The organism is Rhodococcus sp. MSC1_016 (assembly GCF_023667485.2).
GTDB classification, from domain to species: Bacteria; Actinomycetota; Actinomycetes; order Mycobacteriales; family Mycobacteriaceae; genus Rhodococcus_F; species Rhodococcus_F oxybenzonivorans.
In genome coordinates this window covers 3,772,218-3,795,139 of record NZ_JAMOZI020000001.1, presented here as the reverse complement: position 1 = coordinate 3,795,139, position 22,922 = coordinate 3,772,218, and the positions used below count along the sequence as shown (strand labels likewise).

28 protein-coding genes and 1 pseudogene are annotated in these 22,922 nt (G+C 66.9%); 15 read left to right on the top strand and 14 right to left on the bottom strand.

The features are described 5' to 3' along the window. Window positions 1-26: 26 nt before the first annotated feature. On the bottom strand, window positions 27-572 hold the full coding sequence (locus L1080_RS17545; RefSeq protein ID WP_159920325.1) for a GNAT family N-acetyltransferase: 546 nt from the start codon (window positions 570-572) through the stop codon (window positions 27-29). Between the two features lie 129 nt (window positions 573-701). On the opposite strand from L1080_RS17545, the gene L1080_RS17540 reads away from it, so the two are divergent. The 4 genes from L1080_RS17540 (at window position 702) to L1080_RS17525 (ending at window position 2,745) form a co-directional block, all read left to right on the top strand. After that, window positions 702-1,454 (top strand): lysophospholipid acyltransferase family protein, encoded by a 753-nt coding sequence (locus tag L1080_RS17540; RefSeq protein WP_250772694.1) that lies wholly within the window; start codon window positions 702-704, stop codon window positions 1,452-1,454. 62 nt (window positions 1,455-1,516) lie between these two features. After that, the gene (locus tag L1080_RS17535; protein ID WP_109327895.1) at window positions 1,517-1,732 is read left to right on the top strand and encodes a helix-turn-helix domain-containing protein; all 216 of its coding nucleotides are present in this window, start codon (window positions 1,517-1,519) and stop codon (window positions 1,730-1,732) included. 6 nt (window positions 1,733-1,738) lie between these two features. Beyond that, window positions 1,739-2,302, top strand: a complete 564-nt coding sequence (locus L1080_RS17530; RefSeq protein WP_250772692.1) for a Clp protease N-terminal domain-containing protein — start codon at window positions 1,739-1,741, stop codon at window positions 2,300-2,302. A gap of 62 nt (window positions 2,303-2,364) precedes the next feature. Continuing rightward, a complete protein-coding gene (locus L1080_RS17525; protein WP_109334935.1) occupies window positions 2,365-2,745 on the top strand; it encodes a phage holin family protein in 381 nt (126 codons plus the stop codon). 6 nt (window positions 2,746-2,751) lie between these two features. Here L1080_RS17525 and L1080_RS17520 read toward each other — a convergent pair whose 3' ends face one another. The 3 genes from L1080_RS17520 to L1080_RS17510 all read right to left on the bottom strand — a co-directional run bounded on the left by L1080_RS17520 (window position 2,752) and on the right by L1080_RS17510 (window position 5,973). Next, window positions 2,752-3,621 (bottom strand): 1,4-dihydroxy-2-naphthoate polyprenyltransferase, encoded by an 870-nt coding sequence (locus L1080_RS17520; protein WP_159920333.1) that lies wholly within the window; start codon window positions 3,619-3,621, stop codon window positions 2,752-2,754. A 94-nt stretch (window positions 3,622-3,715) separates the two neighbouring features. Beyond that, window positions 3,716-4,456, bottom strand: a complete 741-nt coding sequence (locus L1080_RS17515) for an IclR family transcriptional regulator (RefSeq protein WP_250772690.1) — start codon at window positions 4,454-4,456, stop codon at window positions 3,716-3,718. Further along, window positions 4,456-5,973 (bottom strand): APC family permease, encoded by a 1,518-nt coding sequence (locus tag L1080_RS17510; RefSeq protein ID WP_250772687.1) that lies wholly within the window; start codon window positions 5,971-5,973, stop codon window positions 4,456-4,458. The genes L1080_RS17515 and L1080_RS17510 overlap by 1 nt, the downstream gene beginning before the upstream one ends. A gap of 226 nt (window positions 5,974-6,199) precedes the next feature. Between L1080_RS17510 and L1080_RS17505 the strand changes: the two genes are divergently transcribed. The 4 genes and pseudogenes from L1080_RS17505 to L1080_RS17490 all read left to right on the top strand — a co-directional run bounded on the left by L1080_RS17505 (window position 6,200) and on the right by L1080_RS17490 (window position 8,942). Then, a complete protein-coding gene (locus L1080_RS17505) occupies window positions 6,200-7,780 on the top strand; it encodes a flavin monoamine oxidase family protein (RefSeq protein ID WP_250772685.1) in 1,581 nt (526 codons plus the stop codon). 26 nt (window positions 7,781-7,806) lie between these two features. Then, a complete protein-coding gene (locus L1080_RS17500) occupies window positions 7,807-8,481 on the top strand; it encodes a Rid family hydrolase (protein WP_250772683.1) in 675 nt (224 codons plus the stop codon). Then, a pseudogene (tatA, locus tag L1080_RS17495) lies at window positions 8,481-8,648 on the top strand (Sec-independent protein translocase subunit TatA). The gene L1080_RS17500 and the pseudogene tatA overlap by 1 nt, the downstream one beginning before the upstream one ends. Before the next feature lie 144 nt (window positions 8,649-8,792). Continuing rightward, window positions 8,793-8,942: a hypothetical protein gene (locus tag L1080_RS17490; RefSeq protein WP_308202162.1), complete on the top strand. Its 150-nt coding sequence runs from the start codon at window positions 8,793-8,795 to the stop codon at window positions 8,940-8,942. Window positions 8,943-9,738: 796 nt separating this feature from the next. On the opposite strand, the gene menE is transcribed toward L1080_RS17490, so the two are convergent. The 8 genes from menE to L1080_RS17450 form a co-directional block, all read right to left on the bottom strand. Continuing rightward, a complete protein-coding gene (menE, locus tag L1080_RS17485) occupies window positions 9,739-10,908 on the bottom strand; it encodes an o-succinylbenzoate--CoA ligase (RefSeq protein WP_284708187.1) in 1,170 nt (389 codons plus the stop codon). Next, window positions 10,881-11,180 carry a DUF3349 domain-containing protein gene (locus L1080_RS17480; protein ID WP_250772671.1) on the bottom strand — a complete coding sequence of 100 codons (300 nt, stop codon included), beginning with the start codon at window positions 11,178-11,180 and terminating at the stop codon, window positions 10,881-10,883. The genes menE and L1080_RS17480 overlap by 28 nt, the downstream gene beginning before the upstream one ends. Window positions 11,181-11,183: 3 nt before the next feature. Then, window positions 11,184-11,531, bottom strand: a complete 348-nt coding sequence (locus tag L1080_RS17475; protein ID WP_250772669.1) for a DUF3349 domain-containing protein — start codon at window positions 11,529-11,531, stop codon at window positions 11,184-11,186. A gap of 47 nt (window positions 11,532-11,578) precedes the next feature. Next, window positions 11,579-11,848 (bottom strand): hypothetical protein, encoded by a 270-nt coding sequence (locus L1080_RS17470; protein ID WP_250772667.1) that lies wholly within the window; start codon window positions 11,846-11,848, stop codon window positions 11,579-11,581. A gap of 12 nt (window positions 11,849-11,860) precedes the next feature. Then, the gene (locus L1080_RS17465) at window positions 11,861-13,075 is read right to left on the bottom strand and encodes an inorganic phosphate transporter (RefSeq protein WP_159920347.1); all 1,215 of its coding nucleotides are present in this window, start codon (window positions 13,073-13,075) and stop codon (window positions 11,861-11,863) included. Between the two features lie 79 nt (window positions 13,076-13,154). Beyond that, the gene (locus L1080_RS17460; protein ID WP_159920349.1) at window positions 13,155-13,550 is read right to left on the bottom strand and encodes a VOC family protein; all 396 of its coding nucleotides are present in this window, start codon (window positions 13,548-13,550) and stop codon (window positions 13,155-13,157) included. A gap of 3 nt (window positions 13,551-13,553) precedes the next feature. Further along, window positions 13,554-14,003, bottom strand: coding sequence for a hypothetical protein (locus L1080_RS17455; protein WP_159920351.1), 450 nt, complete (start codon window positions 14,001-14,003; stop codon window positions 13,554-13,556). A gap of 75 nt (window positions 14,004-14,078) precedes the next feature. Further along, complete coding sequence (locus L1080_RS17450; protein WP_159920353.1) at window positions 14,079-14,972, bottom strand: 1,4-dihydroxy-2-naphthoyl-CoA synthase; 894 nt, start codon at window positions 14,970-14,972, stop codon at window positions 14,079-14,081. A gap of 72 nt (window positions 14,973-15,044) precedes the next feature. Between L1080_RS17450 and L1080_RS17445 the strand changes: the two genes are divergently transcribed. The 3 genes from L1080_RS17445 to L1080_RS17435 are packed head-to-tail and all read left to right on the top strand — an operon-like array spanning window position 15,045 to window position 17,196. After that, window positions 15,045-15,698, top strand: a complete 654-nt coding sequence (locus L1080_RS17445; protein ID WP_250772664.1) for a PaaI family thioesterase — start codon at window positions 15,045-15,047, stop codon at window positions 15,696-15,698. A gap of 4 nt (window positions 15,699-15,702) precedes the next feature. Further along, entirely contained in the window at window positions 15,703-16,704 is a 1,002-nt protein-coding gene (locus tag L1080_RS17440) for an o-succinylbenzoate synthase (protein WP_308202161.1), read from the top strand. Window positions 16,705-16,749: 45 nt separating this feature from the next. Continuing rightward, entirely contained in the window at window positions 16,750-17,196 is a 447-nt protein-coding gene (locus tag L1080_RS17435) for a DUF6918 family protein (protein ID WP_109327928.1), read from the top strand. Between the two features lie 56 nt (window positions 17,197-17,252). Here the strand turns inward: L1080_RS17435 and L1080_RS17430 are convergent, their stop codons facing one another. Together L1080_RS17430 and L1080_RS17425 are read right to left on the bottom strand one after the other, a co-directional pair. Next, window positions 17,253-18,080 carry a siderophore-interacting protein gene (locus L1080_RS17430; RefSeq protein ID WP_250772662.1) on the bottom strand — a complete coding sequence of 276 codons (828 nt, stop codon included), beginning with the start codon at window positions 18,078-18,080 and terminating at the stop codon, window positions 17,253-17,255. Between the two features lie 59 nt (window positions 18,081-18,139). After that, window positions 18,140-18,736, bottom strand: coding sequence for a flavin reductase family protein (locus L1080_RS17425; RefSeq protein ID WP_250772659.1), 597 nt, complete (start codon window positions 18,734-18,736; stop codon window positions 18,140-18,142). 93 nt (window positions 18,737-18,829) lie between these two features. Here L1080_RS17425 and menD point away from each other — a divergent pair, with 93 nt between their 5' ends. The 4 genes from menD (at window position 18,830) to L1080_RS17405 (ending at window position 22,918) form a co-directional block, all read left to right on the top strand. Next, window positions 18,830-20,455 carry a 2-succinyl-5-enolpyruvyl-6-hydroxy-3-cyclohexene-1-carboxylic-acid synthase gene (gene menD / locus L1080_RS17420; protein WP_109327934.1) on the top strand — a complete coding sequence of 542 codons (1,626 nt, stop codon included), beginning with the start codon at window positions 18,830-18,832 and terminating at the stop codon, window positions 20,453-20,455. Next, window positions 20,452-20,889, top strand: coding sequence for a DUF3592 domain-containing protein (locus L1080_RS17415; RefSeq protein WP_250772657.1), 438 nt, complete (start codon window positions 20,452-20,454; stop codon window positions 20,887-20,889). The genes menD and L1080_RS17415 overlap by 4 nt, the downstream gene beginning before the upstream one ends. 73 nt (window positions 20,890-20,962) lie before the next feature. After that, on the top strand, window positions 20,963-22,108 hold the full coding sequence (locus L1080_RS17410) for a glycosyltransferase family 4 protein (RefSeq protein ID WP_250772655.1): 1,146 nt from the start codon (window positions 20,963-20,965) through the stop codon (window positions 22,106-22,108). 111 nt (window positions 22,109-22,219) lie between these two features. Next, on the top strand, window positions 22,220-22,918 hold the full coding sequence (locus L1080_RS17405) for a demethylmenaquinone methyltransferase (protein ID WP_159920367.1): 699 nt from the start codon (window positions 22,220-22,222) through the stop codon (window positions 22,916-22,918). Window positions 22,919-22,922 lie beyond the last annotated feature (4 nt).

Sequence of the window (22,922 nt, the reverse complement as noted above, 5' to 3'; positions counted from 1 at the left end):
GCTGAGTCGGACCGGGAGTGCCTGAGTCAGGCCGGCTGACTCGTCGGCTGCGCCCGGCGTGCGGGCGTGGCCACCGGTCGCGTCATGGTGACGCGCGGCCACGCTGCCAGTCCGTTGCGTGCCTCGTCCGCGCGGATCTGTGACAGCCCGGGGGTGAGTTCGCAATCCTGCAGGGGCCGAAAGCCCAGCCGCTCGTAGTACGGCGCATTCCAGGGAACGTCGACGAAGGTGGTCAGTGTGAGGGCCGGAAAGCCGCGTTCCGCCGCCCAGGACGAGATCTCGTCGAGAAGGAGCGCCCCGAGTCCCTGCCGGGCGGCGCTGGGATGGACCGAGACCTGTTCGATGTGCGCGGCGCCGTCCACGAGCGCAACCAGGGCATATGCGACCGGGTCGCCGTCTGCGTCCGCGGCGACCCAAATCCTCCCCGCATCCAGAAATTCCCTCAACTCGTCGAGTGAGGGCGGCGGATCCTCCGCGATCGCGTCCATTCCGATGTCGCGGAACGGAGCTCCTGCGGCAACTTCGATCTGTTGGAGAGTGGGCAGGTCGGTGACGATGGCCGAGCGGATCACAGGTCTGTTTTACCCGAAACCAGTCAATTCACACACCTTTGCAGCATGATCCCAGTACCTACGCCTCCGTAGGCTACGCAACCGTAGGTTGGTAGCCTGAGGTCAGGACGATGCGATCGGGGACTAGGTATGGACAGGCCCGAGGTAACCCTCGAGAACTACCGTGCGGTGTACGACTATTACCGCGATCATCAGCAGAACCGGGTGCTGGCCAAGCTGGCGTACGCGATGTTGAGCATGAAGTACCGGCCGCGGGTCCGGTATGCCGAAGGCGCCGAGGAGCAGCTGACCGAGCTCGTCAAGTCCGGAGCGGTACTGCTCGTGGCCGCCAATCATGTGACGCACAGCGATCAGTACACGCTTGCCGCGACCGCGTGGAAGACGCCTCTGCGCCGAGTGATCGGCAGGACCCGCGTACTGGCCAAGGACGAGTTGTTCACCGACCCCGATCTCCGCAAGAAGGTCGACATGATGGGCGGCATCCCGGTGTTCCGCAGTAAGAACTACGGCTTGCGCGCCGTGGCGGATGCGGGGCGTCTCATGATGGACGTGGCGGCCGAAAGGTTGTGCCGGGGAGACAACCTCGCGATCTTCCCGGAGGGCACCTGCAATGAGGGCGACCCGACACGGCTCCAGCGCATCAACAGTGGCATCGGTCATATCGCCAAACGCGCTGTCGATCGAGGTGTCACTCCCGCGCTGCTCTCGATCGGCATCGGCTACGGCCCGGACGCGCACGGCGCCGATACCGAGCTGGTGAAGGGTGCGAGTGTGTATGTCGCTCAACCGCTCACTGCTCTCCCCGTCAAGCCGATGGACATTGCCCACATCGCGCAGTGCGAGCTGCAGAAGGCGGTCGACGGGGCGGTCGCCGCGTACTGAGCCGTCGACAAGGCGTCAAGAAAGGTTGACACCCGACCCGGTGTCAACCTAGATTGACATGTATGACGGAGGCAACGACACTCGCAGCTGCAGCGGGAAGCCCGGACCCCGCCGAGGGGTTACGGGCCGTGCGTGCCCTGCGACGTCTTCTGGAGCGGCTCGAAGCTATTCAGGTCGACAACGCTCGCGCTCAGGGCTGGTCCTGGCAGGCGATTGCCGACTCGCTCGAGGTGAGCAGGCAAGCGGTCCATCAGAAGCACAATCGGAAAGGGAGGTAGCTCCCCATGTTCGAACGATTTTCGACGGATGCCCGTGCTGTGGTGATCGATGCCCAGAAGGAGGCTCGCGCTCTGAAGTCGCCGCGGATCGGTCCCGAACACCTCGTTCTCGGGCTTCTGTCCGTGCCGACCGAACCCGTCCAGGGCATCCTCGCCGATTCCGGCATCGTCCTCGCGGCCGCGAGACGCACTGTCGCGGAACGGGGTATAGCGCTCAGCGAGGCGGACGCGGACGCACTCGGATCGATCGGCATCGATCTCGACGCCGTCCGCCGCAGTCTCGAACAGACCTTCGGGAAGGGCGTCCTCGATCCCGAGCCGCCCAAGGGGCCGCGCGGCTGGTTCGGGCGCAAGTCGGGCCACATCCCGTTCACGAAGGACGCCAAGAAAGCGCTCGAACTGTCCCTACGGGAAGCCCTGGCCCGCAAAGACAATCACATCGGACCCGAGCACATGCTGCTGGGAGTGCTCCGAGCCGCGGACGGCACGGCCCGCGAGATACTCGAGGTTTCGGTGACTGTGGACGAACTCCGGCGTCGGGTGCACGCCGCGCTCGACCGGGCAGCCTGAACCGGGCTCTCCGCGAATGGGGGCGATGCCCGTGTGTCGCAGTGATGTGCCAGCATGCACAGATGACCTTCTTGGTACGTCTCGTCGTCAACGCGTTCGCGATCTGGCTCGCGGCCGCCTGGGTGTCGGGCATAGACATCTCGAGTTCGGGCAACGGCACTGCGTGGGACATCGTGGTGCTGCTCGGTATCGCGCTGGTATTCACGGTGGTCAACATCTTCGTCAAACCGCTGGTGAAGCTGTTGTCGTTGCCGCTGCTGATTCTCACGCTCGGACTTTTCACCCTGGTGATCAACGCGCTGATGTTGATGCTCACCGCTTGGCTGAGTTCACAGACCGACTACGGCATGACGGTCGACGGCTTCTGGACGGCTCTCTGGGGCGGCCTGATCATCTCGGTGGTCAATTTCCTGGTCAACATCGTCGTTCCGGACCGCGACTGAGCTCGGTCAGGCCAGCGACAACGCCACGGCCGTCGCTGCGCCCCAGATGAGCATGGCCAGGCCCGAATCCCGCAACGCCGGTATCAAGGCCAGGCCTGTGGCGCCGGAACGAACCGGCGAGTTCGCCCGGATCGCAAGGGGCACGGCCAATAGTCCGAGAAGCGCCCAGGGGGTGCGCGCAAGGAGGACGAGAGTCGCGATGAACGGGACTGTCAATGTGACGAGGTGCAGGATGCGGGTGCGGGAATCGCCGAGACGGACAGCGAGTGTGCGTTTGCCCGATTCGGTGTCCGTGGGGATGTCCCGGAGGTTGTTCGCCACGAGCACCGCGCTGGAGAACGATCCGACGGCAACGGCCGTCACGAGTCCCGCCCAGTCCACCGTCTCCGCCTGCACGTATTGGGTGCCGAGGACGGCGACGAGACCGAAGAATACGAAGACGGCAACCTCGCCGAAACCGCTGTACCCGTAGGGTTTTTTGCCGCCTGTGTAGAACCAGGCGCCTACGATGCACAGCGCGCCGATCAGAACCAACCACCATGCGGTGGTGACGGCTAGTACGAGTCCGGCGGCAGCTGCGACGGCGAAGCAGGCGATGGCAGCAGCTTTCACCGCCGACGGCTTCGCCAACTTGGAACCGACGAGCCGCAGCGGTCCGACCCGTTCGTCGTCGGTGCCGCGAATGCCGTCGGAGTAGTCGTTGGCGAAGTTGACCCCGACGATCAACGCGAGAGAGACGACGAGCGCCAGTAACGCCTTCCACCACACTGCGCCGCCGAGCGACGCCGCTGCGCCTGTGCCCGCCAGCACTGGGGCGATCGCGTTCGGGAGGGTGCGCGGACGAGCGCCTTCGATCCATTGAGCAGCCGTTGCCATGTGTCGATCTTTGCACTCCGCACCACCGCCGAATGCGGTGGACCAGTACCTGAGTGTTACCGGCCGGGGCGAACCGGTAACGGCTGCGATCTGTTCAGGCCGACACACCGGCGCCGAGGCGGTGGGCGCAGGCGTGTAGGAGGTCGGTCAACTCCGGATCGCCGACGGCCAGCCGTCCAGTCTTCCCGATCGCGGCGAGGCAGCCGACCACGCCGTGTCGGGAGTCGTGCACGGGGACGGCGACGGAACTGCGGCCGATACGAATCTCGTCCACTTCCCGGGCCGAACCGGTGTGCCGAATGGTCTCCAGCTCGGCGTTCAGCATCGAGATGTCGGTGATCGTGCGGGACGTGACCCGGCGTAGTTGCTGCTGTACGAGTTCGGGGTGCGCCGCGAGGAGGATCTTCCCGATGGCGGACGCATGCGGATGCGCCGTGATGGTGCCTTCACCGCTGAGTTCGTGGTCGGGGTCCTTGTCGACGAGCCGGACCGCGCCCCCCGTGAACGATGCAAGGTAGACACCGAACCGCACCTGAGACCGCAGTCCCTCGACGATCGCGTGCTGATCGACTGGGTCCGGCGTGTCGGCGCCCGCGAGTTGCCGGGTGCGGCGACCGAGTGCGAATCCGGAGAGGTCGGAGATTCGCACCAGATAGCCGTCGGCGGTGAGCAGATTCAGAAGCCGATAGGCCGTCGCCTGGGGGATACCCGCATGGGCGGCGACGTCCTTGGCGGTTGCTCCCGAGCCCAGTTGGGCGACGGCCTCGAGTAGTGCGAGTGCTTTCTGCACGGCGCGGGGTTCGTGGCCCGCGAGCTCCCCGGTCCTCCTCGCCATCAGCGCATCTCATGGGTTCGCGCACTCGCGGTCAATGCCAGGTTGCCCGTCGCGTCGGTGGCGAACACGCCCGCACCCGGCAGTACGTCCTCCGTTTCCGCGCTGTCGAACACGCCGATCGACATCAGACTCGCGGGATGGTGCCACTGGAGGAAAAGGTGCCAGGCAGAACCGGACAGCAGCAGCGTGAGCATCACCGCGGGCACCATGACGAGGCCGTGTGAGGCAGTGGTGAACAACAGGTAGGTGAGGACGGTTCCACCGGCTGCGCTGCCCGCGACCCCGGCGCACAAGGTCAATGCGGTGTGCTCCTGAATTCGGCGGAGGAATTGCACCGACGCCACCGCGACCAGAACATAGGCGGCGATCACCGCCGTGCGTGCTGCCAGTTGAACGTGACCGAAGGCGGTCGACTTGCCGACGATTCCGAAGGTCGCTGCGCCCACGCATACGGTGCAGACAATCAGGGCCAGTGCGGCATACGGAGTGCGGTAGCCGCGCTGCACGCGCGCGAACAGCCGCGGAACCACTGATTCGACGCCCATCGAATACACGAGGCGTGAGGCGGCGTTGGACGACGCCATCGCCGAGGCAAGCCACGACGTCCCGAGCCCGATATTCAGCGCGATGACGACCGCTGGGGCGACACCGGTCGACGTGCCGTGGAGGTAGGCGTTGACGAGGGTGTCGGCGCGGCCGGACCACGCGGCCCAGCCGGCGAAGATGAACAACGCACCGCAGATCATCGGGGTGAGGAGGACGGTCCGGGTCACCGTCGCGAGGGGCCGCTTGGCCTCGGGTCCGAAGAAAGTGGCGCTCTCGAAACCGGCGAGAGCGAACACGGCAACGAGCGCCATGGTCAGGAGACCGTGCGACGACGAGCCTTCGGACGGCACCACGGCGTGTTGCCCGCCCGCGCCCGTCACCACCATCAGGCCGACGATGAAGAGCAACGAACATGTTTCGACGGCGAGGATGGCGAGGGCCGCGAACCGCACCCCGCGGACCAGGCAGCCGAGGATCACTATCGCGATCCCGGCGTACACGAGGAGACGTTCGGCGGGTTCGCGCAATTCCAGCCCGAAGAAGCCGAGCGTCGCGATCACGGCCTGGCCACCGTGGTACAGCGTCATCACCGCACTGCCCACGTACTTGGTCAGCATGGCGACCCCGGCGGTCAGCGCGGCACGCGTGCCGAGGCCTTGGAACACGAAACTGTAGAGGCCGCCCGCGGCCGCCATGCGTCGCGTGAACTGCGAGACACACACCGCGATCAGGGACACCACCACCGTGGCGACGACGATCGTGATCAGACCGCTCAGCAGCATCTGGTGGGTGAACATGGTGACGGGCAGGACCACCATCGACACCGCCGGAGCCGTCGTGGCCACCGACTGGGCGAGAACCTCGAAGCCCGACAACTGCCGCCGGCCCAGCGCACGCAGCGGCGACACGGCCTGACGTTCGGGCTCGCCGGTGGCGAACGAACGCGCGATGGCGTCGGAAAGGGCTGACATGCGCGTGAAACTAGCCGGGTCGTGTTGCCGAAAAGTTTCGGTTTCGGGTCGAACTCCGCTTCGGGAGTGAGAACGGCCCGCGACCGTTCTCGCTCGCCGGCCTCAGACTGTTTCGCCGCCGACAACTTCCCGACTCGCGTTCCTCCCAGGATGAATCCGGACAAGTTACCCGGGTCGCCGGGCGCAAGAATGGGAGCGCGAATTGGCATTCACACGTAGATCTTTCATGAAGGGCCTCGGGGCCACCGGGGGCGCGGGACTCGCGTACGGTGCGATGTCGACGCTCGGGCTCGCACCGTCGACCGCCGCTCCCGCCCGCGCGTTCCAGCCGCTCGCGGCCGGCGACCTGATCGGGAAGGTGAAGGGCAGCCACTCCGTGGTCGTGCTCGGCGGCGGCCCCGCCGGCCTGTGTTCGGCGTTCGAACTGCAGAAGGCCGGATACACGGTGACGGTCCTCGAAGCCCGCACTCGGCCCGGTGGCCGCGTCTGGACCGCCCGGGGCGGTACCGAGGAGACCGACCTGAACGGCGAGACGCAGAAATGCACGTTCTCGGAGGGGCACTTCTACAACGTCGGCGCCACCCGCATCCCGCAGAGCCACATCACGCTCGACTACTGCCGCGAACTCGGCGTCGAGATCCAGGGCTTCGGGAACCAGAACGCGAATACGTATGTGAACTACCAGAGCGACACGTCGTTGTCGGGCCAGTCCGTCACGTACCGGGCCGCGAAGGCCGACACGTTCGGCTACATGTCGGAACTGTTGAAGAAGGCAACCGATCAGGGCGCGCTGGACCAGGTGCTGACCCACGAGGACAAAGACGCGTTGTCGGAGTTCCTCAGTGACTTCGGTGACCTGTCCGACGACGGCCGATACCTCGGATCCTCGCGTCGCGGTTACGATTCCGAGCCCGGCGCCGGGTTGAACTTCGGCAGCGAGAAGAAGCCGTTCGCGATGCAGGAAGTGATCCGCAGCGGCATCGGCCGAAACTTCAGCTTCGACTTCGGCTACGACCAGGCGATGATGATGTTCACCCCGGTCGGCGGCATGGACCGCATCTATTACGCCTTTCAGGACAGGATCGGCACCGACAACATCGTCTTCGGCGCCGAGGTGACGTCGATGAAGAACGTGTCCGAGGGCGTCACCGTCGAATACACCGCAGGCGGCTCGAAGAAGTCGATCACCGCCGACTACGCGATCTGCACGATTCCACCACACCTGATCGGACGTCTGCAGAACAACCTGCCCGCCGACGTGCTCACCGCGCTGAAGGCGGCCAAGCCGTCGTCGTCCGGCAAGCTCGGCATCGAGTACTCGCGCCGGTGGTGGGAGACGGAGGACCGCATCTACGGCGGCGCGTCCAACACCGACAAGGACATCTCGCAGATCATGTTCCCGTACGACCACTACAACTCCGATCGAGGCGTGGTCGTCGCCTACTACAGCAGCGGCAAGAGGCAGGAAGCGTTCGAGTCGCTCACCCACCGGCAGCGGCTCGCCAAGGCGATCGCCGAGGGCTCCGAAATCCACGGTGAGAAGTACACCCGCGACATCTCCTCGTCGTTCTCCGGCAGCTGGCGTCGCACCAAGTACTCCGAGAGCGCGTGGGTCAACTGGGCGGGAAGCGGTGGCTCCCACGGCGGGACGGCCACCCCCGAGTACGAGAAGTTGCTCGAACCGGTCGAGAAGATCTACTTCGCCGGCGACCACCTGTCCAATGCGATCGCCTGGCAGCACGGCGCTCTGACGTCCGCCCGCGACGTCGTCACCCACATCCACGAGCGCGTGGCCCAGGAAGCCTGACCTTCCCCTCTAACAAGGAGTTCTTCATGAAGTCGTTCCGTATCAAGGCAATTACCACTGCCCTCGCGGCGTCCGCTGTTCTCGCAGGGGCCACCTCCTGCTCCTCCGACGAGGCCGCAGCAGAGGCGCCAGGCAGCACCTTCGTCTCGAAATCCGCTCTCGAAGCGGGCGAGGCGAATCCGATGATCGCGCAGGGGGTGGCGATCGGCGGTGGCACCGCGGTCTACAAGTCGAGCGGAATCGGACCGGGTGCGTCCAACAAAGCTGCGCCCGAGGGAACCCCGGAGTCGTACATCGACACCGACGTGTTCACGGGCGGCACACTCCCGGCCGGGGTCACGATCACCGAAGCGCAGGGCATCAACGCGCTGAAGCGAATTCGCGACAATCTCGAGGCGCAGGGGCTGACGCTCGAGGACGTCGTGACCATGCGGGTGTTCCTCGACAATGCCCCCGGAACGGACCGCGCCGATTACGCCGGCTGGAATCGCGCCTACCGGCAGTTCTTCGCGAACACCAACCTCGACACTGGCGACACCGAACTGGTTCCCCTCGGCACCGCGGAACCGGCCGCGCCGATGGAACGGAACTCCGCGCGTCCCAGCCGATTCGCGCTCGAGGTGGCGAGCCTGCCGGCAGCGGGATGGCTCGTCGAGGTCGAGGTGGACGCCGTGTACCCCGACGGTGAGGAGCCGCAGTAATGGGAGCGATGAGCCCGTCACACTGGGCGATTGTCGCGGTGGTTCTGGTGGTGCTCTTCGGATCGAAGTAATTGCCCGACGCTGCGCGCGGTCTCGGCCGATCCATGCGAATCCTCAAAACCGAGGTGGGGGAGTTGCAAGCGGACGCCCCCGAACTGGAGAAGTAGGCGCCCGGGCGGGAGGTGAACCTGCACTTGCAGGGACATTGGTCGGATGCGCAGCAATTGCGTCGGAAGGTAGCCAATGTCTTTGCAAGTGTCCTTCACTTCGAACCCGGCGTCACGAATTGCGTCCTCGCGCAGTTTCTCCCGATGCATGGCCACGGCCGCCTGCCCACCGTCGACGCCGTATTTCCCCAGGCCATCGAATTCTCCGACCACGCCGTCAGCTTCCCAGAAGAAGTCGACGCGGCCGAGGAAGGCGCCACTGCTGTCGTGGAGAACTCGTTGCAGTTGAGGTGAGGGTAGTCCGTGCCGGCGTATCCGAATGCGGCTCAGCGATTCTCCCGGGCTCTCGCTGCGACCCTCGAGGAATCCCACTGCTCGTCGCGCCGTCGCGATACCTTTTCGTGGTCCGGACCGATCGATCACGTCCCCGATGTGGTCGAGTGTGACAAGCCGGCGGTGCAGCGCCGAGTCACCGACCACGACGGCCTGGTCGAACGTCGAGATGCGCGCTGTGTCCACCACTGTTCGCGCGGCGGAGGTGACCGGCAGCCCGCCCACGACGACGACGTCGGACGCGTCGAATGGTGCGGCGTGGACGTGTACTCCAGCAGTTCGGCCGCCGCCGGACGTGTGATTGCGAGTCAGATGTACCCGCTGGAGCGGGATGTCACCGACATCCATATCGTGCAGCAGCGCCGCGGAGGCGTGGCTCACCACGACACCGGGTGGCCGCGACTGCAGGGCCGCAGCGATGCGTATTCGGTGCAGTGCACACGCGTCGAGTCCGGCGAAGTGCGCGTCGGAGACGTACGCGCCCGCGGCGATCCGCACAAGTTGTCCGGACCTTCGCGCGCGTCGGATCTCGGAGTCGGTGATGCCGTCAGCCAAGGCTCGGCGTCGAAAGATCAGATCGTCGGTCATGGCGGACATCGTGCAACACGCGGCAGACAGGGCTGGCGTGCTCACCAGGACTTCAGCGCGACCCTGTGGATGGAGCGCAACCTGTGGACAACTCGATCCGCGGAGACATTGGCCAGACGCGCGACCATTGCGACCGCGGCTGGCGGAAATCAGCGCAAACAGGTGCGCCTTACCCGAACCTGGACTCCAGGGCGCGGCGGTCGACCTTGCCGGGACCGCGGAGGGGGAGGGCGTCGACGAGGTGCAGTTCGCGGGGCGCAGCGGTGGGGTCGAGGGTGCGTTCGACGAACTGCCGCAGTTCGTCGAGCGTGGGGAGGGTTCCGGATTCGGCGACGACGGCGGCGGTGACACGCCGGCCGAGTCGTTCGTCGGGGAGGCCGAAGACGGCGCATTCACGCACGGCCGGGTGCTCGTTGAGTGCGCGCTCGACGACTTGCGGTACGACGGTGAGGCCGCCGGTGGAGATGGCCTCGTCCAGTCGGCCGGTGATGCTGAGGATTCCGTCGGTGAGCGACCCGGAGTCGTCGGTGCGGAACCAGCCGGGTTCGGCGAACGCGGGGTGGTCGGGAATGCCGCGGTAACCGGTCGCCAGCATGGGTCCGCCGAGCAGGACGCGGCCGTCGTCGCCGATCCGGATCCGCGCGCCGTCGAGAGGGATGCCGTCGTATACGCATCCGCCGCACGTTTCGCTCATGCCATAGGTGCGCACGACGGTGATCCCAGCCTCCTGGGCACGTTGCAGCACCGGGGCCGGTGTCGCTGCGCCGCCGAGCAGGACGGCGTCGAGGGAGGCCAGTGCCGCCACCGCGCCGGGGTGGTCGAGGGCCTTGACGAGCTGCGTCGGAACCAGAGACGTGTAGCGGCGACGCGAGGACATGGTCTCGACCGCGGCGGGCAGCGCTGCGGGATCGAAACCTCCCGTCACATCGACCACGACCGGTTCGGTGCCTGCCAGCGCACTGCGCAGGAGCACCTGCATCCCCGCGATGTGGTGGGCGGGCAGCGCCAGGAGCCAGGAGCCGGGCCCCCCGAGTCTCGCGTGTGTCGCCTCACCGCTCGCGCGCAGCGCAGCCGCCGTGAGCATCGCGCCTTTGGGCACGCCCGTCGTACCCGAAGTCGCCACGACGAGTGCGACGCCGTCGTCGATCGGCTCCCCAGGGCGCAAGGCGTCGGTCAGTCGCCGGGTCTCCCGCTCGTCCGCGGCGGGGACGGGCAGCGCGGCGGGGGCGGTTCCGTCGAGCATCTCCGACAGCTGCGGCAGGATACCGACAACCCCGACGCCCGACGGGACGGGAAGGATCTGGAGTTCGCTCACTGGGCGGGCCCGGCCAACGGCCATCCGCCCGCGGCAAGGTTGTTGCGAACCCGGTCGACATCCGATTCGAGTGGCAACTCGTCGGTGACCTTGGTGATCAGGACCTGGATGTCCGTCTTCTCGATGGGGAGGTCACCTTCCTCGACGAGAGCGTCGGCGACGGCATCCACCTCGTCCTCGGACAGGCGGCGAGTGAGCAAGGCGAACAACGGGATGTAGTCCTGCTCGGGCACACCATTGGGATAGCCGGCTCGCAGCCACCCGACGATGGAAGTGAGGAACGGTGGAAGGCTCATCGGCTATCCCGCGTCGCGTGTTTCTTTCGGATCGCCCGCACCCTCGTCGGTGTCGCCAGCGACCGGCCACCCTCCCGCGGTGAGGTTCGCGGTGACCCGCGCAACGTCCTCCTCCGACGGCTCTTCGTGGGTGATCTCACTGATGAGGCGCCGGATGCTGTCGTAATCGACGTGGCGATTCGGGTGTTCGTGGGCCGTTTCGATCGACAGCTCCACCACTTGCTCGATTTCCTCATCGGTGAGTCGACGACGCAACACGGCCAGCAACGCGAAATGGTCCTTCGCCGGAATCCCTTCGGGGTATCCGGCGCGGAGCCAATCGAGTACGGAACGAAGTGAGTATTTGGGCACGCGTTCGGCCTCTTTCGTCGATGGAGTGGGAACCTCGCGGTCGCCGCTCAGAAGATGTGGATACCGAACGTGCTGGCCAGGAAGTCGCTCATCAACAGCAGTATCCCAGTGATGATCGCGATCAGCACGACGGCGAAGCAGGCCACGGCACCGATCCGGCCTGCGACGGACGGCTGCGGCGCCGAGGTCTCACCTTCGGCTCCTGCGCTGAGCGACTTCAGTCCGAGAGCGAAGATGGCGGGCAGTCCCGCACCGAACAGCAGTCCGACGAGGATCACTTGCCAGAGCGAGTTGACGGTGGTGGTCAAGAGGGTCATGAGCAGCTCCCGTCAGTGGTTGGTGATGGTGGGTCTGGGCGACTCGGAGATCTCCGAGCCGGCCGGGGGTGGTACAGCCGTGGTCGCGGGATGCTCTGCACCCGGCTCCCACTCGGCGTTGACATTGCCGGAGTGCACCGGCTGCTTGCGGGACCGTAGGTACATGAACCCGGCGAGGAGGATGAGTGCCGCGAACACCACCAGCACGCCGGCGAGGCCGCCGATGATGTGCGCGAGGAACCAGCACACGGCGCCCACGAACGCGGCCGAGGGGAGAGTGATGAGCCACGCGACCGCCATACGTCCGGCGATGCCCCAGCGAACCTCGGCGCCCTTGCGGCCGAGCCCCGTGCCGAGGATGGAACCGGTGGCGACGTGTGTGGTGGACAACGGAAGCCCGAGGTGGCTCGACGTCAGGATGATCGCGGCCGACGAGGATTCGGCGGCCATGCCTTGCGGGGCGGCGATCTCGACGAGGCCCTTGCCGAGGGTGCGGATGATCCGCCAGCCGCCGAGATAGGTGCCGAGGGCAATGGCGACGGCGCAGCTGAGCTTGACCCAGAACGGCATCTCGTCGTCGGCGGTGATGCTGCCGTGCGCGACCAGTGCGAGGAAGATCACACCCATCGTCTTCTGGGCGTCGTTGGTTCCGTGCGCCAGCGACACCAGCGAGGCGGAACCGATCTGACCGACGCGGAACCCGTGCTCCTTCGTTCCCTCCGGCACGGTGGAGGTGATGCGGTACACGAGTTTAGTACCTGCCGTGGCGACCAGTGCTGCGACGACAGGGGCGAGAAGAGCGGGAATGACGACCTTGCCGAGGACCCCGCCCCACTCGACACCACTCATGCCGATGGACGCGATTGCCGCACCGATCAAGCCACCGAACAGCGCGTGCGAGGAGCTCGACGGCAGACCGAGCAGCCAAGTCGCGAGGTTCCAGATGATGCCGCCGACAAGTCCCGCGAAAACGATGAGCAGGAGATCTTCACCGCCCACCGTTCCCAGGTTCACGACACCTTTGGCCACTGTCGCGGCGACCTCGACCGACAGGAATGCGCCGACCAGATTCAGCGACGCGGAGAGCACGACCGCGGTCTTGGGTCGCAGAGCTCCCGTTGCGATCGAGGTGGCCATTGCGTTTCCGGTGTCGTGGAAGCCGTTGGTGAAGTCGAAAGCGAGGGCGGTGACGACCACCACCAGAAGAACTACGAGCTCTGCGGTCACACCCAGATTGTGCGGATCGAAGTTCGAAAAGTACAGCTGAGGTCGGACACCTCGAGGTGGCCCGGCGTTTGGCCCCGTGTCACCCGTCGTTCACCGGCCGGGTGTCGCGCCGGAGGGGGTGATCCTCCGGAATCTGCACCAGCACGATCGGTATTCCGTCGGGGTCCGCGATCCACATTTCGTGCAGTCCCCACGGTTCCTGCCGGGCTTCGCGGTTGATCTTGACCCCGGCGAGTACCAGTTCGGTCTGCGCTGCGGTGAGGTCACGGACCTGCAGCCACAGGGCACCGTCGAACGTCGACGGAGTGTCCGCGGCGCCGTGGGCGGCCACCTCGATGAGTCCCTGCCCCGCGAAGAACACCGTGCCTCCAGGATATTCGCGGGCGGTGGCGAGTCCGAGGATGTCGCGGTAAAAACTCAGCGTCGTCGCGTAGTCCCGTGGCCGCAGGATCGTCCTGCTGCTGAGGATTTCCACCCGTCACTCTCCTTTGCTCGGGCGGGCTTCGTGACCTGCCCGGCCGTGTGTGCGTCGCGCTTCCTTCATCTCCGCCTCGAACAGGTGGCGACGACCGTCCAGCAGTTCGTCACGGGCGGCGCGCTCGAGTTCACGGAAGGTGGACCAGTACCCGTCGTCGAACTCTTCCACGACCTGGAAGGTCCACCGTCCGTCGAGCACGTTGAGGCCGACCAACTCGGTCTCCAGGCGGTCCGCCGTCGCGTCGTGACCGGCCGACCGCAACGCGTCGACGGCGTCACCGAGCTGAAGGTCGGCGTGCCCGATCAGCTGGTGGAACGAGTACAGCAGTCCGCGGGCCCGCTCGACGGTTTCGAGGGATTCGGACAACTTCCCGAGCGCGGCGACGGTGTCGTCACCGGTTCCGGGCGGACGGCGGTGTTCCGGGGCCGGGAGCTCGCGGTCGGTGCTCATGTGGTCAGTGTGCCGGAATCGGTGAATCCGCGCTGGCACGTGGCCAATTCCACGATGCCCGGGAAGGGGAGCGGCTCAGAAGTACCAGGGATACGGCTTCCAGTCGGGTTCGCGCTTTTCGAGGAAGGAGTCGCGACCTTCGACGGCCTCATCCGTCATGTACGCCATGCGGGTTGCCTCTCCCGCGAACAACTGCTGTCCGACGAGTCCGTCGTCCTGCAGGTTGAACGCGTACTTCAGCATGCGCTGCGCCTGCGGGGACTTTCCGTTGATCCTGGCGCCCCACTCGATTCCGACGTCCTCGAGTTCGGCATGGTCGACGACCTTGTTGACGGCGCCCATCCGGTGCATCTCCTCGGCGGTGTACGTCTCGCCGAGGAAGAAGATCTCGCGGGCGAACTTCTGCCCGACCATCTTGGCGAGGTAGGCGCTGCCGTAGCCGCCGTCGAAGCTGCCGACGTCGGCGTCGGTCTGCTTGAAGCGGGCGTGCTCGCGGCTGGCGAGTGTCAGATCGCACACCACGTGCAGGCTGTGGCCGCCGCCTGCGGCCCAGCCGTTGACGAGACAGATGACGACCTTCGGCATGAACCGGATCAATCGCTGAACCTCGAGGATGTGCAGGCGCCCGGCGCGGGCCCGATCGACGGTGTCCGCGGTTTCCCCTTCCGCGTACTGGTATCCGCTGCGGCCGCGGATGCGCTGATCTCCGCCCGAGCAGAACGCCCAGCCCTGATCCTTCGGGCTCGGCCCGTTGCCGGTGAGGAGGACGGCGCCCACGTCGGAGGTCATCCGGGCATGGTCGAGTGCCTGGTAGAGCTCGTCGACGGTGTGTGGACGGAAGGCATTGCGCACCTCGGGACGGTCGAACGCCACCCGGACGATGCCCTCGCTGACATGCCGGTGATAGGTGATGTCCGTGAGGTTCTCGAAGCCGGGTACGGGTCGCCAGTGCTGCGGGTTGAAGGTCACGGCTCCGAGATTATCGGGTGCCGCCGGTGGGTGTCCGCGCGCGGGAGTTCGGCCCGGGTTTACCGTGCAGGTATGAGCGAACAGGCTGCGGACGTCACCAGTGTCGACGGGAAGCGCGACGACGACTACGAGCACCACGGCGGGTTCCCCAAGTACGAGGCGATCACCCCCGGCCCGGATTGGGCGCGGTTCGTGGAAGGAATGCGCACCCTGCAGGATCTGGCGGTGTCGGTGGACGCCCCCGACGACGTTGTCGCGCAGGCGGCTGACCAGGTGGAGAAGCTGGCCGCAGTGCTCACACCGTACGTGGTTCCCGAGGGACGGTCGCCCGCCGGGCGGACTATCGAGCTGCCGGGCCGGGGGAGCCTGCTGATGCCGCCGTGGCACATCGAGAAGTTCGGACCCGACGGGGTGCGCAGCGCGGGCGAGTTCCGTCGCTACCACCTCGGTGGCAACGGCGCCGCGCACGGCGGCACGCTGCCGCTGCTGTTCGACGACCTGATGGGAATGATCGTCCACGCGTACGGACGGCCCATCAGTCGCACGGCATACCTCCATGTGAACTATCGGGCGATCACACCGCTCAACACACCGCTCACCGTCGAGGGCAGCGTCGACCGGGTCGAGGGGCGCAAGACGTTCATCACCGCGCAGCTGAAGAAGGGCGACACGTTGCTCGCCGACTGCGAGGCCCTCATGCTCGAGCTTCTGCCCGGACAGCCCTGACCTCGTGTCCTCTCTGCCGACCCTCGACGAGGTCCTGGCCGACGCGGTCGTGGTGAGTCTGCCTATGCGGGTGCGCTTCCGCGGCATCACCACCCGAGAAGCCATGCTCGTGCGTGGTCCCGCGGGGTGGGGCGAGTTCGCTCCCTTCCCCGAATACGCGGACGACGAAGCCTCGCACTGGCTGCAGTCGGCGATCGAGGCCGCCTGGCTCGGTCCGCCGCCCGCGCTCCGCGACCGGGTGGCTGTCAACGCGACCGTTCCCGCGGTGGACGCCGCACAGGTGACCGCGCTCCTCGAGCGATACCCGGGGGCCCGAACCGCGAAAGTGAAAGTAGCCGAGGGCGGTCAGACTCTCGCCGACGACGTCGCACGGGTGAAGGCCGTCCGCGCACACATTCCCTGCGTGCGCGTCGACGCGAACGGTGGATGGTCGGTCGACGAGGCGGTGACGGCGCTGCACGCACTCACGGCAGACGGGCCGCTCGAGTACGCGGAACAACCGTGCGCGAGTGTGTCGGAGCTGGTGGAGGTGCGTCGACGTGTGCCCGCTGTGCGCGTGGCCGCCGACGAGAGCATTCGACGTGCGGACGACCCGCTGAAGGTGGTTCGCGCAGGCGGCGCCGACGTCGCCGTCGTGAAGGTCTCCCCCCTCGGTGGAATGCGCCGCCTCCTCGCGCTCGCGGACGAGTTGTCCGAGTACGGGGTCCCGGTGGTCGTGTCGAGTGCGTTGGACACCGCCGTGGGAATCGCCGCCGGTGTCGCCGCCGCGGCCGCACTGCCCGACCTGCATTTCGCGTGTGGACTGGGAACCGGTGGACTCTTCGAGTCGGATGTGGCCGAGCCCAGAGAGCCCGTGGACGGTGCACTGGGAGTCGCATCCGTGACTCCCGACCCCGCCCGGGTCGCCGACCTCGCGGCAACGCCCGAGCGTGCCCGCTGGTGGATCGAGCGGGTGCGCCGGTGTCATGGCCTGCTCGAACAACGCGACCCGCAGCTTTTCGTATAGTGTCTGGCCGGACCTGATCGCTCAGTCAATACGGAGGCATTGAAAGTGGTTGCAGCTCTGAACGAAACCCTGCTCGACGAGGCACGCGTGCCGGCGGTCATCGCCGATGTGCAGGCTCTGATCGACGCGGAGGTTTCGGACAAGTCGGGGGCCTCGGGACTGGCATTGAAGGGTGGTTACGCCGCGGTCAAGAAGGTGGGACCGTCCATCGTGCCGGATGCTATCGAGGGCTTGCTGCCCGAGTTCGTCACCAAGCTCGAGCCGTACTGGCAGGATTTCACCGCCAGCGGCCAGGATTCGTTCGCCGATTACCTCGTCGCCCGCGGTGACGACGTGTCGGACTCGCTCCTCGGTGTCACCGACGAGCGCATCGAGAACAGTGACCGTGGCGCGGTCAAGAAGGTGTACAACTCGCTGCGCCCGTCCGCGAAGAAGAATGTGATCGAAGCACTTCCGCGTCTGGGCGCACTCGTCCAGAAGCACGCCAACTGAACGAACCTCTGGAAGTGGCGAAGTGCGCGTCCGCGTACTTCGCCGCTTCCCTGTGGTCAGTAGGCGGCGTGGCCGTGGCGCCAGTAGCCGGTGAACGAAATGTGTGTCTTGGGAACGTGCCGGTCGTTCACGAGGTGGCGTCGAAGAGCCGTCGGTAAGTCACTTTCTCCGGCGACGAAGGTGTACGACGGCCCGGTCGGAAGATCTGCCTGCCGCACCGTCTCCAACGCAAGCAGTCCCGGACGGGCATCTGCGTTTGCGCGGACCAGCCAGTGCACATTCACTCCGTCGCCCACCGAAACGTCCTGTGCGTCGGCGGCTTCCGCGATCTCTATGAACACCTCGGCTCGAAGGTCCCGCGGCGCCGATCGTAGAATCCCGACGATCGCCGGCAACGCGCTCTCGTCACCGACCAGGAGTTGCCATTCGGCGCCGGGCGCCGGGTTGTAGATCCGGCCCTCGTCGAGGATGGCAACCTCGTCGCCCGCCGACGCGGCCTCGGCCCAGGCCGAGGCCGGACCCAGATCGCCGTGCGAGGCGAAGTCGATGTCGATCTCCGTCTCGTCGCCGAACAGTCCGGTGCCAGCGGCGCGGTAGTCGCGGATCGTGTAGTTGCGCACGACGGGCCGGGTGTCCTTCGACATCAGCTTGTACTGCGCGTACCAGAGGTTGCTCGCGCTGGTCGGCAGCCGCAGCGTGGTCTGTCCGGGTTGGGGGATGAACATCCGGAACCACTGGTCGTAGCCCATCGGCGTCACGGAGTCCAGTTCGGGTCCCGCCACGGTGACGCGGATGAAGTTGGGGCTGATCTGCTTGCCGGCGACCACCCGGGCGGACGCAATTCGGCGAGTCTCGGGTTTGACGAACTTGCTGCGTTGGGCCATGGATGGTTACTTTCCGGCTAGGGAATCGATTTGTCAGGTAAGCCTAACCAATCGATCGGCTATTCGGGTCGTTGCGGTCGGTCCAGCAACACGACTTCGGGCGGCAACCCCCACTCGTTGCGGCCCAGGCGGCTGAGCGGGGCGAGGGCCGCGAAGTCGGGCAGACCGTCCTCCGCGACCGCCTCGTCCCGCACCGCAACCGCGAGCACGTCGCCCATCACCACGAACGAATCACCGACCGGAACGATCTGCGCGAGGCGGCATTCGATTGCCACCGGCGAGGCGGCCACCCGCACGGGACGCACGTGCTCGCTCGGCTCGGTCTCGATCCCCAGCGCCGCGAACTCGTCGACGTCATGGTCGTAGGTGGCCGAACTGGCGTTCACCACCTTCATGAGAGGTTCGGTCGCCACGTTGATCACGAACTCCCCGGTGGCTTCGATGTTGCGCAGGCTGTCCTTGCGGGTGACGGACGTGAACTGCACCACCGGTGGGTTGGTGCTCGACACCGAGAAGAAGCTGTACGGGGCCAGATTGGCTACCCCGTCCTCCGAGAGGGTGGACACCCAGGCGATCGGTCGCGGCACCACGGACGCGGTCAGTACCTGGTACATGCGGCGGGGCGGAAGTTCGGCGGGGTCGAAGACTGTGCGCATCTGTTCATCGTGTCAGCGGAGGGGGTGTGGCCGCGAACTCACCTGACGAGGTCGCCGACAGAACCGGCCGGTGGATCTGACACTCTGGATGGTGTGAATCCGTCCACTGCACAAGCCACCGCGGTCGTCGACGAACTGGTCCGCGGGGGAGTACGCGAGGTTGTGCTCTGCCCGGGTTCGCGCAACGCACCGCTGGCCTTCGCGCTGCAGAAGGCAGACCTCGAGGGTCGACTGCGCCTGCACATGCGCATCGACGAGCGGACTGCGGGGTTCCTCGCTCTGGGATTGGCCGTCGCCGGTCGTCGGCCGGTGCCCATCGTGATGACCTCGGGTACTGCCGTGGCAAACCTCGGTCCGGCCGTTCTCGAGGCCAACTACGCCCGGGTCCCGCTCGTGGTTCTCAGTGCCAACCGCCCCTACGAAATGCTCGGTACCGGTGCGAACCAGACCATCGAGCAACTCGGCCTGTTCGGGAGCCAGGTCCGCGCCACCATCAGCCTGGGGCTGGCCGAGGACGACGCCGGTCAGAACAGCCAGTGGCGTTCGGCCGTGTGCCGGGTCCTCGCCGCCGCGCGCGGCACGAGGTCGGGCAATGCCGGTCCCGTGCACTTCGACATTCCGCTTCGGGAACCGCTCGTTCCCGACGTCCACGCGCAGGGGCCGATCCCGCAGGGACGGCCGGGTGGGGCGGCGTGGACCACCACTCAGCACGCGACGCTCGACGTGCCGGTCGAGCTCGACCTCACCCCCGACACCATCGTCATCTCCGGTCACGGGTCGGCTCTACGGCCCGAGCTCGCCGGACTCCCGACGGTCGCCGAGCCGACGGCGCCGCTCCACGGCATACCGGTGCACCCGATGGCGCTGCCCCAGCTCAAACCGCGGCAGGCAATCATCACCGGCCGCCCCACCCTGCACCGGCCGGTGTCGAAACTTCTCGCCGATCCAGTGGTGGCCGTGTACGCGCTCACCACCGGCCCGCGCTGGCCCGACGTCTCCGGCAACGTTCTCGCCACGGGCACCCGCGCCGTGGTCTCGGGTGAACCGGACCCGGCCTGGATCGCCCGCTGCCGGACCCTCACCGAGCACACGGACAAAGCGGTGCGGGCCCAGCTGGCGTCCCATCCGAAGGCAACCGGCCTGCACGTCGCCGCCACCGTGATGGACGCATTGTCCGACGGCGACCAACTGCTCCTCGGGGCGTCCAATCCGGTGCGAGATGCCGCGCTCGTCAGCTACCCGTCGCCGCGGATCCGGGTTCTGTCCAATCGGGGAGTCGCCGGGATCGACGGCACGGTGTCGGCCGCGGTGGGGGCGGCCCTCGCCTACGAGGAGGGCCGCACGGTGGCTCTGCTCGGCGATCTGACGTTCTTGCACGACGCCTCCGGGCTGCTCATCGGACCGGGAGAACCGCGTCCCCGTGATCTCACCATCGTGGTGGCGAACGACGACGGCGGCGGCATCTTCGAACTGCTCGAACAGGGCGACCCCCAGTACGCGGGCGTGTTCGAACGGGTCTTCGGCACACCACACGGCATGGACCTCGCCGCCTTGTGCGCCGCCTACCGTGTGGAGCACCACCTCGTCGGGCTCGAAGAATTGTCCGCCGAACTGCACAACCCCGGGACACCCGGTGAACGCGGAATCCGGGTGCTCGAGGTGACCACCGAGCGTTCCGGCCTGCGCGAACTCCATGCAGCGGTCCGGGCGCAGCTGTGAACCCACGGGTGACGCGCCGGGTGCGGCGCGGCATCGCCGTCACGGCCGCCGGCATCTCGATCCTCGCCGCGCTGTTGGTGGTGGCAGCGTGGCGAAACGACCGCACGATCCAATCGGACATGGGTGTCGCGACGGCCGAGGTGCTGTCGGCCGGCTCACTGCGGTCGGCGATCAGCTTCGTGACGCCCGACGGTGTGACGCACAATCCGGAATTGGGCGTGCTGTACCCGACGCGGTTGACGGCCGGACAACGGATCGACGTCGAGTACGCACGGGCCGACCCGGACCTCGTCCGGGTATCCGGCCGGGATGCGAGTGTCGCCGTGATCCCTGCCGGGTCGCTCATCGTCGTCACCTGGCTCATCGCGGGACCGCTGATCTGGTATCTACGCAGACAAGAGGACGCGGCGGTTTCTCCGGCAATGTCATCGTGAGTTCGCCGGAACTTCGCGCGTCGGTCATATCGTCCTCGCCGCCGTGACCACGGGCACTGCCACGCTGTGCGTCGTGAGAGTAGCGATCGTCGCGGAGTCGTTCCTGCCCAACATGAATGGTGTGACCAATTCGGTGCTCCGAGTTCTCGAGCATTTGCAGCGGGACGGACACCAGGCGATGGTCGTCGCCCCGGACACCGTCGGTTCACAGCCTCCTGCTTCGACGGAACACGACGGTGTGCCCGTCTATCGGGTGCCCGCGGTCATGGTTCCGAAAGTCAGCTCCCTCCCCGTCGGACTGCCGCAACCGGGACTCACGGCGGAACTGCGTGCGTTCGAGCCCGACGTGATTCACCTGGCGTCGCCGTTCCTGCTCGGCGCGGGCGGGCTCGGCGCGGCGCACCGGCTGGACGTGCCGACGGTGGCCATCTATCAGACCGACGTCGCGGGTTTCGCCGAAAGCTACGGCCTGGGAATTACCAGCCGCGCGGCGTGGGCCTGGACCCGCCGCATCCACAAGGGATGCACGCGAACCCTCGCGCCGTCGACGTCTGCGGTCGAGGCCCTTGCCGAGCAGCGCATTCCCCGCGTGCACCGCTGGGCCCGCGGAGTCGAGACCAGCCGATTCGCGCCGTCTCGCCGCAGTACGGACCTGCGCGACTCCTGGTCGGCGGAGCCGGACCGTCTGATCGTGGGGTTTGTGGGCAGGCTCGCTCCGGAAAAGCATGTGGAGCGACTCGCCGCGCTGGCCGGACACCCCGGAATCCAGCTCGTGGTGATCGGCGACGGGCCGGAGCGGGGCCGTTTGCAGAAGCTGATGCCCGATGCCGTCTTCACCGGCCAACTCGGCGGCACCGAACTCGCGGAGGCCTACGCCAGCCTGGACGTGTTCGTGCATCCGGGTGAGCACGAGACGTTTTGCCAAGCCGTTCAGGAAGCGCTGGCCAGTGGCATTCCGGTAATCGGCCCGGACGCCGGAGGGCCACGCGACCTCGTCACGCACTGCCGCAACGGGTACCTGCTGCCGGTCGAGCGATTCGCCGAGCTGCTACCCAGTGCCGTCGAGGCGCTGAGTGACCGGCGGATGCGGGCGCGCTTCGGTGAGGCGGCCCGGCGATCGGTGCTGCACCGCACGTGGCCTGCCATCTGCAGCGAGCTGCTCGACCACTACGCCGAGGTCACCGGGTCTGCGGGCTTCCGCGCGTCCCGGGCTGCCTGACGACGGCACGGGGATCGTTACCCGAGCATGCGCGGCCAACCCAGACATCGGCCGGGCAGGCGTCGACTAGCGCCGATCCCGGCACCCGACGAGGTTGGTAGCGTTCCGGGTGTGGCAACTACACACGGTTCGCGGGCATCGCTCGAAAAAGATCCGCACGAAGTCGCGTCGATGTTCGACGGCGTCGCGAAGCGTTACGACCTCACCAACACCATCCTGTCCTTCGGGCAGGACCGCAGTTGGCGCAAGGCGACTCGGTCGGCCCTCGACTTGAAGCCGGGGGAGCGGGTTCTCGACCTCGCCGCGGGCACCGGTGTGTCGACCGTCGAACTCGGGCGGTCGGGGGCGTGGTGCGTGGCCACCGACTTTTCCAAGGGAATGCTGCAGGCGGGCATCGGCCGGCAGGTTCCCATGGTGGCGGGGGACGCGATGCACCTGCCGTACGCCGACGCGGTGTTCGACGCGGCCACCATCTCGTTCGGCCTCCGCAACGTCTCGGACTTCGATGCCGGGCTGCGGGAGATCGCCCGTGTCACCAAGCCGGGCGGCCGCCTTGTTGTCAGCGAGTTCTCCACGCCGGTGTTCGGGCCGTTCCGGACGATCTACATGGAGTACCTGATGAAGGCGCTGCCGCGGGTCGCCCGCGCGGTCAGCAGCAACCCTGATGCGTACGTGTATCTCGCGGAGTCCATTCGCGCCTGGCCGACACAGTCCGAACTCGCCCAGCGCATCGAGGCGGCAGGGTGGCGACACGTCCAGTGGCGCAACCTCACCGGCGGGGTAGTCGCCCTGCACCGCGCCACCCGCTGACCGG

What these genes read in the sequence shown, in the direction of transcription:
- L1080_RS17540 (WP_250772694.1), top strand. Translation starts at nt 702, where the DNA reads ATGGACAGGCCCGAGGTAACCCTCGAGAACTACCGTGCGGTGTACGAC.
- L1080_RS17535 (WP_109327895.1), top strand. Translation starts at nt 1,517, where the DNA reads ATGACGGAGGCAACGACACTCGCAGCTGCAGCGGGAAGCCCGGACCCC.
- L1080_RS17530 (WP_250772692.1), top strand. Translation starts at nt 1,739, where the DNA reads ATGTTCGAACGATTTTCGACGGATGCCCGTGCTGTGGTGATCGATGCC.
- L1080_RS17525 (WP_109334935.1), top strand. Translation starts at nt 2,365, where the DNA reads ATGACCTTCTTGGTACGTCTCGTCGTCAACGCGTTCGCGATCTGGCTC.
- L1080_RS17520 (WP_159920333.1), bottom strand. Translation starts at nt 3,621, where the DNA reads ATGGCAACGGCTGCTCAATGGATCGAAGGCGCTCGTCCGCGCACCCTC.
- L1080_RS17515 (WP_250772690.1), bottom strand. Translation starts at nt 4,456, where the DNA reads ATGGCGAGGAGGACCGGGGAGCTCGCGGGCCACGAACCCCGCGCCGTG.
- L1080_RS17510 (WP_250772687.1), bottom strand. Translation starts at nt 5,973, where the DNA reads ATGTCAGCCCTTTCCGACGCCATCGCGCGTTCGTTCGCCACCGGCGAG.
- L1080_RS17505 (WP_250772685.1), top strand. Translation starts at nt 6,200, where the DNA reads ATGAAGGGCCTCGGGGCCACCGGGGGCGCGGGACTCGCGTACGGTGCG.
- L1080_RS17500 (WP_250772683.1), top strand. Translation starts at nt 7,807, where the DNA reads ATGAAGTCGTTCCGTATCAAGGCAATTACCACTGCCCTCGCGGCGTCC.
- L1080_RS17490 (WP_308202162.1), top strand. Translation starts at nt 8,793, where the DNA reads ATGCATGGCCACGGCCGCCTGCCCACCGTCGACGCCGTATTTCCCCAG.
- menE (WP_284708187.1), bottom strand. Translation starts at nt 10,908, where the DNA reads ATGGCCGTTGGCCGGGCCCGCCCAGTGAGCGAACTCCAGATCCTTCCC.
- L1080_RS17480 (WP_250772671.1), bottom strand. Translation starts at nt 11,180, where the DNA reads ATGAGCCTTCCACCGTTCCTCACTTCCATCGTCGGGTGGCTGCGAGCC.
- L1080_RS17470 (WP_250772667.1), bottom strand. Translation starts at nt 11,848, where the DNA reads ATGACCCTCTTGACCACCACCGTCAACTCGCTCTGGCAAGTGATCCTC.
- L1080_RS17455 (WP_159920351.1), bottom strand. Translation starts at nt 14,003, where the DNA reads ATGAGCACCGACCGCGAGCTCCCGGCCCCGGAACACCGCCGTCCGCCC.
- L1080_RS17445 (WP_250772664.1), top strand. Translation starts at nt 15,045, where the DNA reads ATGAGCGAACAGGCTGCGGACGTCACCAGTGTCGACGGGAAGCGCGAC.
- L1080_RS17430 (WP_250772662.1), bottom strand. Translation starts at nt 18,080, where the DNA reads ATGGCCCAACGCAGCAAGTTCGTCAAACCCGAGACTCGCCGAATTGCG.
- L1080_RS17425 (WP_250772659.1), bottom strand. Translation starts at nt 18,736, where the DNA reads ATGCGCACAGTCTTCGACCCCGCCGAACTTCCGCCCCGCCGCATGTAC.